This window comes from Segniliparus rotundus DSM 44985 (genome assembly GCF_000092825.1).
GTDB lineage: Bacteria > Actinomycetota > Actinomycetes > Mycobacteriales > Mycobacteriaceae > Segniliparus > Segniliparus rotundus.
Map to the genome: position 1 here is coordinate 185,448 of NC_014168.1, position 16,837 is coordinate 202,284.

Annotated in this window: 18 protein-coding genes and 1 pseudogene; 8 read left to right on the plus strand and 11 right to left on the minus strand. The window is 65.7% G+C overall.

Annotation, left to right across the window (positions count from 1 at the left end; genetic code table 11):
* Positions 1-4 precede the first annotated feature (4 nt).
* Positions 5-877, plus strand: a complete 873-nt coding sequence (locus SROT_RS01060) for an HAD family hydrolase (RefSeq protein ID WP_013137150.1) — start codon at positions 5-7, stop codon at positions 875-877.
* 237 nt (positions 878-1,114) lie between these two features.
* Here SROT_RS01060 and SROT_RS01065 read toward each other — a convergent pair whose 3' ends face one another.
* On the minus strand, positions 1,115-1,369 hold the full coding sequence (locus tag SROT_RS01065; protein WP_013137151.1) for a WhiB family transcriptional regulator: 255 nt from the start codon (positions 1,367-1,369) through the stop codon (positions 1,115-1,117).
* 340 nt (positions 1,370-1,709) lie between these two features.
* Positions 1,710-2,684 carry a diacylglycerol/lipid kinase family protein gene (locus SROT_RS01070; RefSeq protein ID WP_041407509.1) on the minus strand — a complete coding sequence of 325 codons (975 nt, stop codon included), beginning with the start codon at positions 2,682-2,684 and terminating at the stop codon, positions 1,710-1,712.
* A 31-nt stretch (positions 2,685-2,715) separates the two neighbouring features.
* On the opposite strand from SROT_RS01070, the gene SROT_RS01075 reads away from it, so the two are divergent.
* Positions 2,716-3,144: a hypothetical protein gene (locus SROT_RS01075; protein ID WP_013137153.1), complete on the plus strand. Its 429-nt coding sequence runs from the start codon at positions 2,716-2,718 to the stop codon at positions 3,142-3,144.
* Between the two features lie 24 nt (positions 3,145-3,168).
* On the opposite strand, the gene SROT_RS01080 is transcribed toward SROT_RS01075, so the two are convergent.
* The 3 genes from SROT_RS01080 to SROT_RS01090 are packed head-to-tail and all read right to left on the minus strand — an operon-like array spanning position 3,169 to position 6,648.
* Entirely contained in the window at positions 3,169-3,804 is a 636-nt protein-coding gene (locus SROT_RS01080; protein ID WP_013137154.1) for an acid phosphatase, read from the minus strand.
* A gap of 30 nt (positions 3,805-3,834) precedes the next feature.
* Entirely contained in the window at positions 3,835-5,154 is a 1,320-nt protein-coding gene (locus SROT_RS01085) for an Rv3212 family protein (protein WP_013137155.1), read from the minus strand.
* A 6-nt stretch (positions 5,155-5,160) separates the two neighbouring features.
* The gene (locus SROT_RS01090) at positions 5,161-6,648 is read right to left on the minus strand and encodes a DEAD/DEAH box helicase (protein ID WP_013137156.1); all 1,488 of its coding nucleotides are present in this window, start codon (positions 6,646-6,648) and stop codon (positions 5,161-5,163) included.
* 94 nt (positions 6,649-6,742) lie between these two features.
* On the opposite strand from SROT_RS01090, the gene SROT_RS01095 reads away from it, so the two are divergent.
* The gene (locus tag SROT_RS01095; RefSeq protein ID WP_013137157.1) at positions 6,743-7,426 is read left to right on the plus strand and encodes a ferritin-like fold-containing protein; all 684 of its coding nucleotides are present in this window, start codon (positions 6,743-6,745) and stop codon (positions 7,424-7,426) included.
* A gap of 22 nt (positions 7,427-7,448) precedes the next feature.
* Here SROT_RS01095 and SROT_RS01100 read toward each other — a convergent pair whose 3' ends face one another.
* Positions 7,449-8,354 carry an SDR family oxidoreductase gene (locus SROT_RS01100; RefSeq protein ID WP_013137158.1) on the minus strand — a complete coding sequence of 302 codons (906 nt, stop codon included), beginning with the start codon at positions 8,352-8,354 and terminating at the stop codon, positions 7,449-7,451.
* 26 nt (positions 8,355-8,380) lie between these two features.
* A complete protein-coding gene (locus SROT_RS01105; RefSeq protein ID WP_013137159.1) occupies positions 8,381-9,283 on the minus strand; it encodes an SDR family oxidoreductase in 903 nt (300 codons plus the stop codon).
* A gap of 123 nt (positions 9,284-9,406) precedes the next feature.
* Here SROT_RS01105 and SROT_RS01110 point away from each other — a divergent pair, with 123 nt between their 5' ends.
* The gene (locus tag SROT_RS01110; RefSeq protein ID WP_013137160.1) at positions 9,407-9,628 is read left to right on the plus strand and encodes a DUF3107 domain-containing protein; all 222 of its coding nucleotides are present in this window, start codon (positions 9,407-9,409) and stop codon (positions 9,626-9,628) included.
* Between the two features lie 14 nt (positions 9,629-9,642).
* On the opposite strand, the gene SROT_RS01115 is transcribed toward SROT_RS01110, so the two are convergent.
* Positions 9,643-10,284 (minus strand): TetR/AcrR family transcriptional regulator, encoded by a 642-nt coding sequence (locus SROT_RS01115; RefSeq protein ID WP_013137161.1) that lies wholly within the window; start codon positions 10,282-10,284, stop codon positions 9,643-9,645.
* A gap of 56 nt (positions 10,285-10,340) precedes the next feature.
* Positions 10,341-11,804, minus strand: a complete 1,464-nt coding sequence (locus SROT_RS01120) for an NCS1 family nucleobase:cation symporter-1 (protein WP_041407514.1) — start codon at positions 11,802-11,804, stop codon at positions 10,341-10,343.
* A gap of 81 nt (positions 11,805-11,885) precedes the next feature.
* Here SROT_RS01120 and SROT_RS01125 point away from each other — a divergent pair, with 81 nt between their 5' ends.
* The 3 genes from SROT_RS01125 to SROT_RS01135 all read left to right on the plus strand — a co-directional run bounded on the left by SROT_RS01125 (position 11,886) and on the right by SROT_RS01135 (position 14,306).
* A complete protein-coding gene (locus tag SROT_RS01125; RefSeq protein ID WP_013137163.1) occupies positions 11,886-12,323 on the plus strand; it encodes a LapA family protein in 438 nt (145 codons plus the stop codon).
* Positions 12,324-12,405: 82 nt separating this feature from the next.
* Positions 12,406-13,350, plus strand: coding sequence for an alpha/beta fold hydrolase (locus SROT_RS01130; protein ID WP_013137164.1), 945 nt, complete (start codon positions 12,406-12,408; stop codon positions 13,348-13,350).
* A gap of 8 nt (positions 13,351-13,358) precedes the next feature.
* Positions 13,359-14,306: an alpha/beta fold hydrolase gene (locus SROT_RS01135; protein WP_013137165.1), complete on the plus strand. Its 948-nt coding sequence runs from the start codon at positions 13,359-13,361 to the stop codon at positions 14,304-14,306.
* A gap of 19 nt (positions 14,307-14,325) precedes the next feature.
* On the opposite strand, the gene SROT_RS16290 is transcribed toward SROT_RS01135, so the two are convergent.
* Positions 14,326-14,748, minus strand: coding sequence for a hypothetical protein (locus SROT_RS16290; protein WP_148223294.1), 423 nt, complete (start codon positions 14,746-14,748; stop codon positions 14,326-14,328).
* On the opposite strand from SROT_RS16290, the pseudogene SROT_RS16650 reads away from it, so the two are divergent.
* Positions 14,708-14,828: pseudogene (locus SROT_RS16650) on the plus strand (transposase); the annotation flags it as partial. The gene SROT_RS16290 and the pseudogene SROT_RS16650 overlap by 41 nt on opposite strands.
* A gap of 182 nt (positions 14,829-15,010) precedes the next feature.
* Here the strand turns inward: SROT_RS16650 and SROT_RS17250 are convergent.
* Positions 15,011-16,822 (minus strand): hypothetical protein, encoded by a 1,812-nt coding sequence (locus tag SROT_RS17250; protein WP_013137166.1) that lies wholly within the window; start codon positions 16,820-16,822, stop codon positions 15,011-15,013.
* Positions 16,823-16,837: the final 15 nt, after the last annotated feature.

Consider the following 16,837-nt stretch of genomic DNA (forward strand, 5'->3'; position numbering starts at 1 on the left):
CGTTATGCCAGCACGCCATTCCCACGAGCACGCGCACCACCAATCCAGAGAGAGCGCCGCCGCGCCGCACGGGCGTCCGCCCAAACTCATCGTCAGCGATGTCGACGGCACGCTGCTCGATGAGAACGAGCACGTCACGCCGCGCACCCGGAAAGCGATCAGCACCGCTGTCGCGTCCGGGGCGCATTTCGTCCTTGCCTCCGGCCGAGGCGTTCGCAGCCTGTTGCGCATTGTCAGGCAGCTCGACGCGCCGCCGATGACCATTTGCGCGAACGGCTCCATCACCTACGACTCTGCCAAGGACGTCGTGCTGCGGGCCAGCGAATTCGAAATCGCCGCGTTGCGCCGCCTCGCCGAGGCCGTCAAGCAGGCGCTGCCCGGCGCGGAATTCGCGGTCGAGCGAGTGGACCACGGGACCGACCCGCTCGCCTACGTGAGCACGCCCGGCTATGTGCACGCGTGGGCGACCTCGGATTACACGCCCGCGTCCGAAACCGAGCTGTTGTCGCGTCCGGCGGTGAAGTTCCTGGTCCGCGCGGTCGAGGAGTCCTCCGACGCTATGGCGCGGGTGCTCGGGCCGCTGGTGCGGGATTTCGCGGAGGTCAGCTTCTCGACCTCGGCGGGCCTGTTGGAGATCGGCCCGCCCGGTGTGAGCAAAGGCAGCGCCATCGCGCAGCTCGCCGCGATGTTCGGCGTCGAAGCGCAGGACGTCATCGCGTTCGGCGACATGCCGAACGATATCGCCATGTTGCGTTGGGCGGGCCGTTCGGTGGCGATGGCCAACGCGCATCCGCTTGTGCTGGAAACCGCTTCGGAGGTCACTGCTTCCTGCGTCGAAGAGGGCGTGGCGCAGGTCTTAGAGCGCTGGTGGCCGTAGCCGACCTGTTGTTCAGCCCGATCCTCGCGCGGCCGACCGCGTTGCCCCGCTCTTCGCGCGCCGCTTTTTGCACGCCATATCGCGCTGCGGCTTGGATTGCGTCGCCTCGCCTCGCCTCGTCTCGCCGGGGCCGGTGCGCGCTCCCTCCTGTGCGGGCAACGCGCTCAAGAGAGCGGCGGGCAAAAGAAAAGAGCCCCTGCGTCGGCAGAGGCTCTTCTTCTCGTCTTTTCTCGTCTGCTAGACGACGGTTCGGGCCCGGGCCCGGGCGTTGCGCCGTTTGAGGGCTCGCCGCTCGTCCTCGCTCAATCCCCCCCAGATACCGGAGTCCTGTCCGGAGGCCAATGCCCAAGAGAGGCATTCGGGGCTCACCGGGCAGCGATGACAGACCACTTTGGCACGCTTGATCTGCTCAAGCGCCGGGCCGCTGTTGCCGACAGGGAAGAACAGCTCCGGATCTTCGTCCCGACACACGGCCTGATGGCGCCAATCCATTCTTTGCTCCTCGTATTCTCGTTACTTATCTGTGCGGCCAGAACCGGTCGCATCGTCTTGGGTGGGTGGTTTCGCAAAAATACAGCGCCCATGACCCGTCGCACATGGGCACGGCTGTAACCCTGAGTTCATGTTTCGCGACGCATTGTTTCCACAATGTTGCCATTGTATGGTCGCACAATCCTGACGGAAGTCAAGTGCTTGTTATGAGAGAGTGGCCTTTGTCACCTTCTTGCTTCTTTGGCTGCTCGGCGCAGCTTTCACAAGCTGTCTCTTAACATTTTTACTCCAAAATTTCCCAACGCGCACGGAAAAAAGAAAAGAAGTTCCACAAGTTCGGTCACGAACACGGGGCGACGACGTCGAGGGCCGCTGGAATGGAACGGAATTCCGCGCGAACTCGCTTGCCGACGTATTCCCCGTCGATCTGGCACCGCAGCGCATCGGCGCTGCTCAGGGTGAGCTCAATGAGATTATCGACACGTACGGAACCAGGTGTGTCCGGCGCGGTCCGGGGCGAAAGCAGTTGCACGGCCAACGGAATACTGTGCCACGGGTCCAGCTTTGTGGCGGCAAACACACCGAGGCCTTTGTCGTGTCGGACCCCCGGATTGGTGGTGATAGGCCGATTCCCGAAGTATGTCCACGGGCTGCAATTGCTCACAAACGCCAGGCCGACTCCTCGCGTCGGCGCTGTGCCGGGAAGTTCGAGCGTGAGCGGGCCAGGCCGAAAAGCCCAACGGAAATACGCGGACACCGCGGCCAAGAAATACCGTGCCGGTGTGACCGGGCGCCCCGACCAACGTCCCGCCTCCATCATGGCGACGACGTCCGCGTCAATGCCGAGCCCTGCGTTGCAGAGGAACCAGCGGGACTCGCGCCGCCCGTCTGCCAGGCTCATGTCGCACAGCCCAGCGGAGACGCGCCTGCGCTCATTCCCGCGCAGAGCCCTGAGGAGTTGGTCGACGGCACGTCTCGGATCAGGGCTGATCCCGAGGGATCGGGCGAAAACGTTCGCGGAGCCGCCAGGAATCACCGCCACTGCGGGCGCCGCCCCTGGTTCGGGGCGCGAGGACTGCTCCGGCGGCCCGAGCAAGCCGGACGCCAATTCGTTCACCGTCCCGTCGCCGCCGTGGGCGATGACCAAATCCGTCCCGTTCGCGACGCACTCCGCGGCCAGCTCGGCGGCGTGCCCGCGATGCGAGGTCTCCTGAACGGTCAGATCGAGATCGTTCTGCAGCAACGAGACCAGCAACCCCCTCGACTGCGCCGTCGTGGTGGTGGCTCGGGGATTGACCACCAGTACCGCGCGCACCCGCACAGCCTAACGCCTACGCTGGAAGGCGATGCACCCTGATCCCCGTCCCGACTCCAGTCCGGCCCCGCCCCCCGCGCCTCCGAAGCCGATCCTCGCAGCGGGGGTCGTGTCCGCGGTTTTGGGCCTCATCGCGGCCGGTTTCGGGGCCGCGGTCGCGGTGGCCGCGCTGATGGGCAGAAGCTTCCCGGGGCTTTCCTCCCCGGCCACTGCCGTCGCTTTCCTCGCCTTCGGCGGCGCCCTCGCCGCGGCTGGCGGGGCGCTCGTGAAAGGCAAGGCTTGGGGGAGGGGGCTGATCGTCCTCTTCTGCTTGCTCTTGCTGCCCATCGCGTACGGAACGGTCCGAGATTCGCAGCAGCCGCTGATCGGCTACCCGCTCGGCCTGGCCGCGCTGGCCAACCTCGTCTGTCTTTTCACACCGACGGCGTTGCGCTGGGCGAGTGAAAACCGGACGCTGTGACCTCGTCGGCCGCACACCGCGCCCTCAAGCCATCGGCGCGACCGGGAGGCTGACCCCGTCCATGTAGCCGGTTTGCGCGCTCCGGACCCCGAGGCATTCGACGACCCGGAGATCGTGCTCGTGGCCGAGCACAGTGATGGACGCGGCGGGAAAAGCGAACCGTCGCCCCAGCATCAGGGGCTGTTCGAGCCAGCGCACCAGCAGCGCCCTGCTGAAATGCCCGTGGCCGACCAGCACCACATCGTGATAGGCCAGCCTCGACACGGCCTCACGGATCACCTGGTCCGCGCGATGCAGCACGTCCTCTTCGCTTTCCCCGTCCGGCGAAGGGTGCGTCCACACCGACCAATCCGGCTCCATCATGCGGATCTGGTGGGTCGTCAAACCCTCGTACTCGCCGTAGTTCCATTCGGCGAGATCGTTCCAGGTCTCGTTGACGGTGAGCCCGGCCAGCTCGGCGGTGTGCAACGCGCGCTTGCGCGGACTTGAATACACCAGCGGATCGCGCAGTTGCAGCTGTTCGAGCGGCCCTTTCAATCCCTGCGCCTGCGTTTGTCCGAGTGGCAGAAGGGGAAGGTCGGTGACACTGGTGTGCCTGCCGATCCGGGACCATTCGGTTTCGCCGTGCCGGATGAGCACGAGCCGGTTCTTTGCAGTCATCGCACTATCTTCCAGGATGATGTTCGCGGCTCAGCGCCCGGAGTACACCAAAACTTTTCCGCCCTGCTGGCGGATCACCGAAGAGCCGCTCACGGCGAGGCTGACCCCGCCCTTCCCCCCGGCGTTGGCCCCTTGCATCGGAATGTCTCTGAGCCTCGCGCCGGTGGCGGGGTCGAGGACGGCAAGCCCGTCCGCGGTCGGGGCGATGAGCTGTCCGCCCATTTCGGTCGCGGGCCCGACCAGGCCGGGAGTTTGGAAAACCACCGCCAGGCTCTCCGCGGAGAGGCCCACGACAGCGGCGCCGGTCCACCAGGTGATGAGCGCGGGGCTCGTGCGCCACGGCGGCGTCTGGTGCTCGGTGACCGGCGTGTTCAGATCGGTGCTCCGGACGACTTCGCCGTGCATGCCCACTTCCGCGATCTGCGCAGGATGGTCCTGCGTCGCTGGCACGTACAGCGCTGCGCGCTCGTCGACGACGCCGAGCAGCTCCGCGTCATCGCCCGGTTGCAATGTGTCGAGCACGGCGGAACAGGTCTGCTCTTTCGGGCAGGCTTTCTCCGGTTCGGTGTCCTTCTTCGGCGAGTTCTTCAGGAACGAGAGCAGCAGGGCCGAATCACGCCTGCAACGCTCCAGGACCGCGAACGAGTCCTCGCCCACAACCGCGGAGCGCAGCGCGCAACCTGGGTGGGGCTGCTTGTTCGGTTCGAACGGGGTGGTGACGTGCCCGTACTCCACGCTGCGCAACAGGTTCTCATGCCAAAGCTCCAGATGGCGGGGGCCGAGGGCCAGAATCATATGCGGCGCCCACGCGCCTGTCCCGGAGCCTGGCCCCCCGCCCTCGGAGCCTTGCGAGAGGACGGTCGGCGCGAGCCGGATGTGCCGGAACAAGGCCCCGTTGCCCGTGCGTGTGTCTTCATGCAGACCAGTCGGCCGTTTCCCAGTGGCGGCTTCCAGGGCCACGACAAGGGAGCAGCCGTCCGGGCCCCGGTACACGGCGAAGACTTTTCCCCACGCGGAGGTCGCGGCGCACAGCGGCATGGGCTCGGCGAAGCGCCACGCTTGTCGTCCGGTCGCGATTTCCCAGCCGGTCAGAGCATGGGCGTCCGCGACGACCAAGGTGCCGCCGAACACCATCGGCGACGAGGCGGCGCTGTCGGACTTCGACCAGGCAAGCTCGAAGCTTTCCGGCACGACGGCCGCGTTCTGCGGCGACGGGGCCGCTCGCGCGGCGGTCTGTGCGACCACCTGCCGCGTCGGGGCGCGCAACCAGAGGACCGCCCCCGCGGCCAGGACGGTCAATGCGATCGAAAACGCGATAAGGCAGTCACGCCAAAAAACTGGTCTTCGCATGGACGACTATTCGGCGGCGGGTTGTGCGGCCCCACCGCGGCGACGCCGACGGCGGGGGCGCTTCGCGCCGCCGTCCGCGTCGCCTGCGCCGGAAGGAGCCGCGCCCACCTCCGCCGCCGCGGTCGCCGGAGCGCCCGAGGCGGGCGCCGCGCCGGTGGCGCTGTTGCGGCGGACGCGCTGACGGTCCCGGACGGGCTTGGGGGAGTCTCCCCGGCGTCCAGGGCGTTCGCCCCGTTCGCGCCGCTCGGCCCTGGGCGGGGCGGGCTGGGCCGGGGTGAGCCTGCCGGTGGAGCCTTCGGGGATGCCGAGGTCGGTGTAGATGTGCGGCGAGTTCGAGTACGTCTCCGGCGGTTCGGCGTGGTTCAGGCCGAGCGCGGTGTTGATGTGCTCCCAGCGGGGCAGGTCTTCCCAGTCCACCAGCGTGATCGCGATGCCGGTGCGCCCCGCCCGGCCGGTGCGGCCGATCCGGTGCACGTAGACCTTCTCGTCTTCGGGGCAGGTGTAGTTGATGACGTGGGTGATCCCGTCGATGTCGATGCCTCGGGCGGCCACGTCCGTGCACACAAGGATTTCGATCTTGCCCTTGCGGAACCCGGAAAGCGCCTCTTCGCGGGCGCCTTGGCTCATGTCGCCGTGCAGTGAGCCTGCCGAGAAGCCGCGCTCGACCAGCTCGTCGGCGAGTTTGCCCGCGCTGCGTTTGGTCCGGGTGAAGATCATCGTCGTCCCCCGGCCTTCGGCTTGCAGGAACCGGGAGACCAGTTCGTCCTTGTTGAGGGCGTGCGCGCGGTACACATGCTGCGTGGTCCGCTCATGCACCGCGGCGGTGTCGTGCGACTCGGCGCGGATGTGCGTCGGCTGGGTCATGAATGTCCGGGCCAGGGTGAGCACCGGGCCGGGGATGGTCGCGGAGAACAGCATCGTCTGTTTGCCGGTGGGCAGCTTGGCCATGATCTTCTCGACGTCCGGAAGGAAGCCCAGGTCGAGCATTTCGTCCGCCTCGTCGAGCACGAGCATCCGAATCGCGTTGAGCTTCAGGTTCCCGCGACCCCACAGGTCGAGCAGCCGGCCAGGGGTGCCGACGACGACGTCCACGCCTTTCTCCAGCGTGGCGATCTGCCCCTCGTAGGGCCTGCCGCCGTACAGGGAGACGATGCGCGTCGGGCGCCCGTCGGAGAGTTTGAGCTGTTTGCAGGCGTCAACCAGGTCGTTGGTGACTTGCAGGCACAGCTCGCGCGTCGGCACGACCACCAAAGCGCGGGGGATGTCCTCGGCTGCGGCTTCAGCGACCCGCTGCAGGAGCGGAATCCCGAACGCCAAGGTTTTGCCCATGCCGGTGCGGGCTTGGCCGATGAGGTCGTGGCCGCCGAGGGCCAATGGCAGGGCCTGCTCCTGGATGGCGAACGCGTTGTGCTTGCCCGCGGCGGCGAGCGAAGCGACGATTTCCGGGTGAACCCCGAGTTCTGCGAAGCTCGGTCCAATATCCGTTGTGATGATGTTTTCTCCTCGTCAGGCGCGCCGACGAGGCGCGCTGCATGATATGCGCCTCATATGAGCCCCGTCCGCACCGCGACGCGCATATTCAGTATACATGGCGGTCGGTACACTGAGTCCCGTGGACCAGACCCCCCCAGCGCAATGGCACGGTGTTCCCGAGTTCCTCGCGTTGCTCGCGTACGGCGAGCTCGCCGCGTACTACCGGCTCGCCGAGGACGCCGCGCTCGCGCCGACCCTGGCGGGGAAAGCGGCGATCGCGCGGATGGGAGCCGCCCAGTTCCAACATTTCGAGACCTTGCGCGAGGCGTTGGCCGCCCGGGGCGCGGACGTTTTCCAGGAGATGACGTCCTTCCAGCCGGTGCTCGACATGTTCCACATCCGGACCACGCCGAGCACCTGGCTCGAAGCGCTGGTCAAATTCTATGTCGGCGAAGGCCTCGCGGCGGATTTCTACCTGGAGATCGCCGACGGCCTCCCGCCAGAGGTGGCAGCGGTCGTCAAAGACGTGCTCACGGACCGCGCGCACGCGCAGTTCGTGGTCGAGCCGGTGCGCCAATCGGTGCTGGCCAGCCCGAAAGAGCGCTCCCGTCTCGCGCTCTGGGCCCGGCGGCTGCTCGGCGAGGCGATCGCGCAGGCCCAAACAGTGCTGGCCAGCCGGGAGGAGCTCGCCGATCTGCTGTTGCGCAGCTCGGGAAACCTCAACCGCATCGCGCAGCTTTTCGACGAGGTGACCGAACGGCACCAAGAGCGCATCAGGCTGTTGGGGCTGGAAGACTGAAGGCCCGTCGCGGCCGGGGCCGCTATCTGCCCCTGCCGCCCGCGACGATCATCTGTCGCGCCAGCCTCGGCGCGAGCACTTCCACTGCTTGGAGGAAATACGACACCCGGGGCAGCACCCTGGACACCCTGGTCCGCGCCGCGAGGACGAGCCATTCCGCTGCCTCTTGCGCGCTGAGCGCCGCGAGGTTGTCGTACTCCTCGGTGGGGGCGATCATGGGGGTGCGCACGAGCGGGAAATGCACGCTGCTGCCGCACACGCCGCGATGCCCGTATTCGAGCTGGATCGAGCGCGCCGCGATCGAGGCGGCGGCTTTGGCCGCCCCGTAGCCGACGAACCGAGTCCCCGCCTCAATGGGGACCACCCAGCTGGAGATATTGATGATGTGTCCGTCGCGGCGCTCCAGCATGCCCGGCAGGAAATCGCGGACGAGGCGCATCGCGGAGAAATAGTTGATCTGCATGGTGCGTTCGATGTCGTGCCAGCGTTCCAGCGACTCGGCCGTGTCCCGGCGGATGGAGTGGCCCGCGTTGTTCACCAGCACGTCCACGCCGCCGTGTTCGGCGTTGACCTTCTCGGCGAGCGCGTCCACCGCGTCCAAGTCGCGCAGATCGCACGCGAACACCGCCGCGTGGCCGCCCGCGGCGTGGATCTTCGCGGCGACCGCTGCGAGCTCGTCGTGCCGACGCGCGACGAGCAGGACAGTCGCGCCGAGCTCCGCGAACCGGTGGGCGGCGGCTTCGCCGATACCCGAGGACGCGCCGGTGATGAGGACGCGCTTGCCCCGGATCGCCGTCCCATAGGAGGGGTCTCGGCGGGCCCGTGACAGCTTCCAATCGGGTGCGGCGCGCAGAACGAACCGATTGGCCGCGTCGTCGACTTTGGCGAGAACGCGGGAAGGATGGTTGCGGACGGCGATGTTACTCACGCGAAGTATTGTAGAGGCGCGGGCGCTCAGCGCGCTTGCGTCCCGATGACTTTCTCGCTCAGTTCGGGCAACACCGCGGTGAAGACGGGGGACAAGCGGAACATTCTGGGCGCGATGCGGCTGGGCCGGACCCGCGCGGCCAGCACGACCCACTCGGCGGCCTGCGCGGCGGAAAGGCCGGGCACTTCGGCGTACTCCTCGGTCGGGGCGATCATCGGGGTGCGCACGAGCGGGTAGTACAGCGTCGTCGCGCTCACCCCGTTGGGGCGCAATTCCATGTTGATGTTGCGGCTCATGGTGGACAGCGCCGACTTCGCCGCGATGTACCCGGCGAACTTCGGCACGCCCTCCGACAGCACCCCGCCGCTGGCCACGTTGATGATATGCCCGTCGCGGCGCTCCAGCATGCCCGGCAGGAACCCCCGGACAAGGCGCATCGCGGAGAAATAGTTGATCTGCATGACCCGCTCGATGTCGTGCCAGCGCGCAAGCTGCTCGGGCAGGCTGCGGCGGATCGAGTGGCCCGCGTTGTTCACCAGCACGTCCACCCCGCCGTATTTGCTCACGACCTCTGCGCAGAGCGCGTCCACCGCGTCCAGCTCGCGCAGGTCGCATGGGATGGCCTCGGCCCGCCCGCCCGCTGTTCGGATCTGTTTCGCGACGCTTTCGAGCTCCTCTGCCCGGCGCGCGACCAGGATCACCTCCGCGCCCAGGCTCCCGAGCTGGCGGGCTGCTTGCTCCCCGATGCCCGAGGAGGAGCCGGTGACCAGCACGCGCTTGTTGCGCACCGCCGTCCCGTAGGACGGGTCTTTGGCGGCTTTGCGGATCCGGGCGGTTGTGGCGTGCTGGTTGCCCCAATGCGTGAAGCCGTCGCGCGCCAGGGAGAGGAATTTCGCGGCCCTTCGGCCGGTAACGACGTTATTGCTCATGGCGGACAACCCTACCCTTGCTTTCGTGCCCGGCTTCGACGGCGTGGCGCCGCGCATTGCCCTCAGTGGGATAGGCTGATGCGAGAGCCGCACAGGGAATCCCCCCGAGAGTTTGGAGAAGCGTTGGACGTCAAGATCGGCATCGTGCACAGCCCCCGAGAAGTGACCATCGACAGCGCGCAGACTTCGGAGGAAGTCGCCCAGCTCGTCGAAGCCGCCCTCGCTGGAGAATCAGTGCTCAGCCTGGTGGACTCCAAAGGCCGCAAATACCTGGTGCCGGCGAGCCGCATCGCGTACGTGGAGATCGGCTCGACGGATGTGCGGCGCGTCGGCTTCTCCGGCTAGTCCAGCTTCCCCCGCTAGTCGAGCTTCGGCACGCGGGAAAGGCCCCCCCACGCGAGGGAGACGGCGGCGAACACAGCTTCTTCCTTCGCGATTGGCTGGCCGGTGTCCTGCCAGTGCCTCGCGCTGACCTGGATGAGCCCGACGAGCCCGACGGCGATCATCCTGGCCTGGTGCAGGCCGAGGCCGGAATCTTGGCGGACCAGGTCGAACACCGCGTCCACGCACGCGTCGGTCGCCCTGCTGATGCGAGACTGGACTTCGGGGAGCATCACGTCCGTGTTGAAAATCAGCTTGTAGCCCTGGGTGTCGTTGTCGATCACGTCGAAGAACGCCCGCACTGCCGCGATGAGCCTGCCGTTGTTGTCGGTGGTGGAGCGCAATGCTTGGCGCACTCGGAGCACAAGCTCCTCCACATGCCCGTCCAGCACGGTCAGATACAGCTCGAGTTTGGAAGGGAAGTGCTGGTAGAGGACGGGTTTGCTCACGCCGGCGCGATCGGCGATGTCTTCCATCGAGGACTTGTGGAAGCCCGAATCCGCGAAGACGTCGTTCGCCGCGCTCAGAAGCAGCTTTCGCCGGTCTGTCTTGGCGAGCCTGCCGCGGCTTGCGGGGCGCGATCCGGGCGTCCGTCGCGGCGCTGCGGGTTGGGGGCTCATATTGTGACAGTACCGAAAAGCGCTGGCTCCTATGGTTACCGGGGAGTAGTTTTTCGTCACTTCCGGTGTTTTCGCGCAAGCAGCCAATACGCCAGACCGCCGATCGAAGCCCCGACGAACCAGCTGCACTGCGCGAGTGTGCGCACCGCGAGCGAGGCCCCGGGGTCGTCCGCGACCACGCACGCCGCCGCGCTGGCCGCGCCGACCGCAGTGGCCGCTATCGCGGGCAGATGGAACCCCCGCGTGTACCAGTAGCTGCCCGTTTCCGACATGCTGTACAGATCGTCCGCCACGATGCGCCTTCGGCGCACCAAGTAATAGTCGACGACCAGCACCGCGTACAGCGCGCCGAGGAACGCGCCGAGGGTTTCCGCTGTGACGTGGAAGGCGGCGGGGTTCTCGATCAGCTTCCACGGCGCGATGAACACCGAAGCCGCGGCGGCGGCCATCCCGCCGCCCAACCAGCTGATCCGCTGCGGCTTCACATTCGACAAATCAAACGCAGCGGAGACGAAGTTCGCGACGATATTGATGCCCACGGTCGCGATGAGAATCGTCAGGACTCCGATCACCACGGCCGTCGAGTTCGGAATCCGCGTGACGACCCCGTTCGGGTCGGCCACCATCTCCCCGAACACGGGGACCGTGAGCGAGGCGGTGACCACGACCAACAGCGAGAAAAACAGGAAGTTCACCGGCAGGCCGAAAAATCCGGACGTGCGCACCACCCGCATGGATTTCCCATACTTGGCGAAATCCCCGAAGTTCAGCACCGGAGCCCCGAAATAGGACACCACCAGCCCGACCGCGCCGACCATGGCGCACAACGAGGCCGCCCAGCTTTGCTGCCCCTCGCCGCCGCTGAGATCGAACCGGATCGCACCCCACCCGGTCTGCTGGATGAGCCATCCGCAGAGCGCGATCATGACCGCGTAGACGGCGGGGCCGGCCCAATCGATGAACCTGCGGATGAAGTCCATCCCATGCCAGAAGATCAACGTCTGAGCGCCCCACACCATCAGAAACGTCGCCCAGCCGACAGCGGAGAGCCCGAGGAAGCCGTGCTCCCCGGCGTCGGCGTACGCCCTCGCCGAAGGGAACAGCTTGACCAGGGCCAAAGTGACCGCGTTCGCGGCGAGGTAGGTCTGCATCCCGTACCAAGCCACAGCGTTGAGCGCGCGCAGGACAGCAGGGATCTTCGCGCCGAGAACGCCGAACGACAGCCTGCACACCACGGGATACGGCGCGCCGGTGCGTTGGCTCGGCTCGGCGACGAGGTTGGAGAGCCCGTACAAGGCGACGACCGCCACCATGATCGCCACGAACACCTGCCAGCCCGCGAGGCCGAGGGCGAACAGGCTCCCCGCCGCCGTGTACCCGGCCACACTGTGCACATCAGTCATCCAGAACGCGACAAAGTTGTACACGCCCCAGTTTTGGCGACGAGTCGGGGCCAAGTCCGCATTGGTCAGCCTCGGATCGTGTCCGGCGACCACGTCTTCGTCCAAAGCGGCAGGCATCCGCAGAAAATACCGGACAGACATTGCCCATATGTTGCACCAGGGTTGCCGAAAACAAAGGTATGAGGAAAGATACAGCCCATGACTACTGAGCACTCAGACCCAGTCAACCCCGGTTTCCCGCACAGCGGCGACCCGCTCTCGGGCACGCCCGCCGCGGCGGAATCTTCCCCTCCCGAGACTGCGGAACAGCGTGCCGCCCCGGGCGCTGTTGGTTCCGCTTCCGGCAACGACGCGAAAGGAAAAGGCGTCGAGCACCTCGACGCGGTCAAGCACACCCGCACCGGGGCCACGTGGACCGCCATCATCTTCGGCACCCTGCTCCTGATCGTCCTCTTGATTTTCATCGTCCAGAACGGGGAGCCGACCAAAGTCGTCTTCCTCAGCTGGGACGTCTCGCTGCCCTTGGGCGTGCTCATGTTGGCCGCCGCGATCATCGGCGTCCTCGGCACGGCGCTGGTCGGCGCTGCCCGCATGTTCCAAGTCTGGCGGGCGGCGCGCAAGAGCCACAAAGCCTGATCCGGAGCCCCTTCGCGCGCACCTGGCCCCAGTCCTGGGCGGGCGCGGGGAGACGCAGGGAAGGCCCAGGCATACTGGACGGATGAACGAAGCGCAGCAGGCGATCCCGCGCCGCACCGGTTTCGCGCACAACGAACGTCCCGGCCACGCCCCAGTCCAGTTGTTCTATGAAGAATTTGGCGCGGCGACCGACCCGACCGTGCTGCTCGTCATGGGGCTCGGCGCGCAGATGCTCCTGTGGCCGACAGACCTGTGCGAGGAGCTCGCCCGCCTCGGCTTCCATGTCGTCCGCTTCGACAACCGCGACATCGGGCTCTCATCGCGGCTCGACGGCCTCCAATCCAAGGCGACTTTGCCGTTTCGGCTGGTCCGGCTCTTCCTCGGCCTGCCCAGCGCGATGCCGTACAGCCTGCACGACATGGCATCGGACGCCATCGCAGTGCTCGACCATGTGGGCGCCCCGCGCGCTCATGTCGTCGGCGCCTCGATGGGCGGGATGATCTCCCAGCTCCTCGCCGCCGACCACCCGGATCGTGTGCTCAGCCTCGGCCTCTTTTTCACCTGCGCCATCGAGCGCTTCGCCATCGCGCCCCGAGCGAAAATCCTCGCTTTCTTCGCCGAGACCGCGCCGAAAAACCCGACGAGAGAACAAGAGATCGACGCGTTCGTCCGCAGCTACGAGCACCTCGCCGGACGTCACTACCCCCTCGAGACGGAGTTGTTGCGGCGGGAATGCGAGGCCATGTGGGACCGCAATCCCGACGCCGAAGGCCCCATGCGCCAATTGGACGCGATCATCGGCACGGGCAGCATCGCCGCATCCGCCGCCCGCATCGACCGCCCGACCGTCATCATCCACGGCTCTGACGACCCCGTGATCCGGGTGTCCTGCGGCGAATCCCTCGCCCGGCTCATCCCCGGAGCCAAACTGAACGTCGTCGACGGCATGGGGCACACATTGCCGCTCGTCCTGCTCGACTTCTTCGTCGAGGAGCTGACCGCCAACTTCGCGCGCGCGCAGGCATAATTGCCGATATGACCTCTGACGCATCCCAGGCTGTTCCTCGGCGCTCCGGATTCGCCGCGAACCCCCAAGCCCGCCCTGGGCCGGTCACGCTCTGTTACGAGGAATTCGGCTCGGACGCCGACCCTGCCGTCCTGCTCATCATGGGTTGGAGCGCCCAAATGCTGTACTGGCCGACCGCGTTCTGCGAACAGCTTGCGGCAAAGGGTTTCCGAGTCATCCGGTTCGACAACCGGGATATCGGTGAGTCCACGAAATTCCGAGGCAAAAAACCCAGGCCCATCGTCCCGAGCATCGTGCGGTTCTTCTTCGGCAAACCGAGCGCCGGCGCCACCTACGCCCTGCCCGATCTCGCCCAGGACGCCATCGCGCTGCTCGATGCGCTCGGCGTCGCACAAGCCCATATCGTCGGAGCTTCTATGGGCGGCATGATCGGCCAGATCGTCGCGGCCGACTACCCGGACCGCGTGCTCAGCTTCGGCGCGGTCTTCACCGCGCCGCTGCGGCCGTTCGTTTTCTTCACCACGCTCAAAGCCCTGCCCCTCTTTCTCAAAAAGCCCCCCGCGAACGAAACCAAAGAACAGACCGTCGATCGCCTCTCCCGCGAAATCCAATGGCTCAGCGGCGACGCCAAGCGGCATGAGTCCGCGTTGCGCGCCGAACTCGCCCGCGCCTACGACCGGGGCAGGGGCGACCTCGCAGGCTCGGTCCGCCAGATGGACGGCTTGCTCGCCACCGCCAGCCTCGTCGGCCACGCCGAGCGGATCAACTGCCCCACCGTCGTCATCCACGGCGCCAAAGACCCCTTGGTCCGCACGGCCTGCGGCAAAGACCTCGCGAGCATCGTCCCCGGCGCCACACTGCGCGTCATTCCCGGCATGGGGCATTCCATTGCCGAGCCGGTGTGGCCGATCCTCGTGGACGAGCTCACCGCCAACTTCGCGAAAGCCACCACCTGAACCACAGGGCCATCCGGGCCTACGAGACCTCGGAGGCTGGGGCAGCCCAGGTGTTGCAGGCGGAGGGGCGGCCGCCGGAATCGACGCCCTTGCGGAACCAATCGAGTTGGTGTTGACCGGAAGGCTTCGTGTTTGCGCCAGCTTTGCTGGTGTCCGCAATACTATGATCGGAGTTGTTGTAGAAGTAGTTGAAGAAGTCGCGGTCGTCTGCGTTATTTTTGTATTGGGACCCAAGGTAAATGCCTGATAAGCAGATGATTTCGGACAGTCTCCTGCGGTGGATTTCTCCCCCCTGCTCGGTCGTGTTTCCGAATGTATTTTCTGCTTCGCTTTCCGCGCCGCCGAGCCCGGACTCCAGTAGTACCCAAGTTGTGTACGAAGTATTTTTAGTGTAGAACCCAGACCCTGAACCCAGGAGGTTGATCTGCACGACCAACGGCACCGAGTCCCTCAACGGCCGGTTCCGGCAGGCGACCAGGCGGCGCGGGCACTTCCCCAACGAGCAGTCCGCCCTGAAAGTTCAGGGCCCCACCGCCATCGGACGACAGCACAACCGCGCCAACTCCACCGGCTCCATCCCCGGATGGAAAAGCATCCCAACACCCTCGCCCTCACCTACAGCGACCGCCTCGCCCACTCACCAGCCGATCGCCCCTTACATAAAAAATCAGACACACCCCTCCGGTCGTTGGTGTGGTCCGGCTTTATTCGAATCCGGTGATGTGGCCTTGGTTGCCGGCGCCGACCTGGTGGACGGTGGCTTGGACTTCGAAGTCGCCGTGGTTGTTGTCGCCTTGTTTGTGGACACCGCTGTCGTTGTGGGCTGTGGCGGGTGCGTGGCCCATGCCCGCAGGCGCGGTGGCGGTTGCGGGGCCGGGGTCTGTCGTTGTGTGGGCGGCGGGCGCGGCGGGGTGGTGCGGGGTGTTGGGGGCTTGGCTCAGGCTCGCGCCGGGCTGGTCGGGTTTGGCCTCGTCCTGCTTGTCTTTCCCGTCGTTGTCGCCTTTATTGTCGTCGGTGTTTTTCTCGGCGTTTTTGTCCTCATCCTCGTCGTCTCTGCCTTTGTCTTTCTCGTGCCGGTCTTTTTCCTGCTCGGCTTGCTGCTGTTGGGCTTGTTGCGCGGCCTGGGCGGCGGTTTGGATGATCTGTCCGAGGCTGCCCATGAGGCCCGAGAGGGCCCCGCCGAGCGCGGAGCCCAGACCGCTCACCGCTTGTCCGAGGGCTTGCCCGGCCGAGCCGAGAGCCTGTCCGGCCGAGCCGAGCGCCGAACCCCCGCCGCTGCCGGTCCCGCCGCCGACGCTGGAGAGTTCGGAGCCGATCGGCGAGCCGTCCGGTGGCATCCCGCTGTCCGAACCGCTGCCACTAGCAGCGCTCCCGCCGCCACCGGCGCCCCCGCCCCCTGTGCCGCCGCCGCCCGTGTTGCCGGTGCTTGGTGTTTGTGGTGGTGCTGTGTTGATGTTGTCGAGGTATCCGGCCATGGTGTGGTACTGCTCGGATATATGGTTCTTCGTGTTGTAGTTCAATTGGAGGAGTTGCTGGCATGTGTCATTGATCTGTCCCATGACATTGTTCATGTCCGTGACCACGTCTTTGCGCTCCCAGATTTGGTATTCGCTGACACCGCCCGCTTCGACATAGTATTTTCGACTGTTTCCTGCCTCGTTTAGTTTTCTTGTCGCTACCTGTTTCAAACGAACGAGCTCTTCTCCGGTCAAGTATCTATCCGGGTTCCACTCCACGTCGAAGCGATAGGTTGTGGGCGGACCTCCGTCCCAGTATATCTTCCGAGTATGATCTTTTTCCGCGTCATCGCTGCCTTTAATTTTTGTGTAGACACTTTCTCGAACCTCTGACCGGTTATTCAGCAGATCGGTCAGCACTTTTGACTTTTTGTCGTTCGACTGATCTGTGACCATCCACTCGGCGGACTCCGCGTCATAGCCGCCCTGTGTGTTCTTTGCCGCAGATTCGCACTTCTTCTCGAAGTCTGCGTCATTCTGCTTGAGCGAGTCGGCCAGACTCTGTAAAGCTTGATTTGTTTTGTCGTGCTTGTCCTTGAGCAGCTGCTGTATGCTATCGGCAACTTGCAGGATGCCCTTGGCGTTCTCCTTCGCGGCGTCCGTGTTGGTGATGACAACCTTCTTATTCGCATCGAAGTCCGCATGGGCGGCCTCGGTCACGGAGTCGTTCCAGTGTTCTTTCAGGTTTTCCATAGCCTTCGTGCGCAATTCTTCGAGCGCTTCCTGATCTTTCCCGGCCTGGAGAATCCTATTCGCGTCAGCTCGGATCATCCCAAGGTCGATGTCCTTTTCGAGTTCGTACTGTTTCTTGTACTCCCCGGCGGGCAAATCGTACTTCCCGTGGTCCCATGTCACCCCGAGCGCGTTGATTCCCGACATGTGATTCGTGCGACTTGCGATGTATTTGTCCAAAAGATCGAAGGCGTCACACCCCCATTGATCGTCACGAACGCCAGTGAGAATTTCTTCCCCTTTGTCAATCCATCCTGGGCTCGTCATGCAATGCTCTTTCGG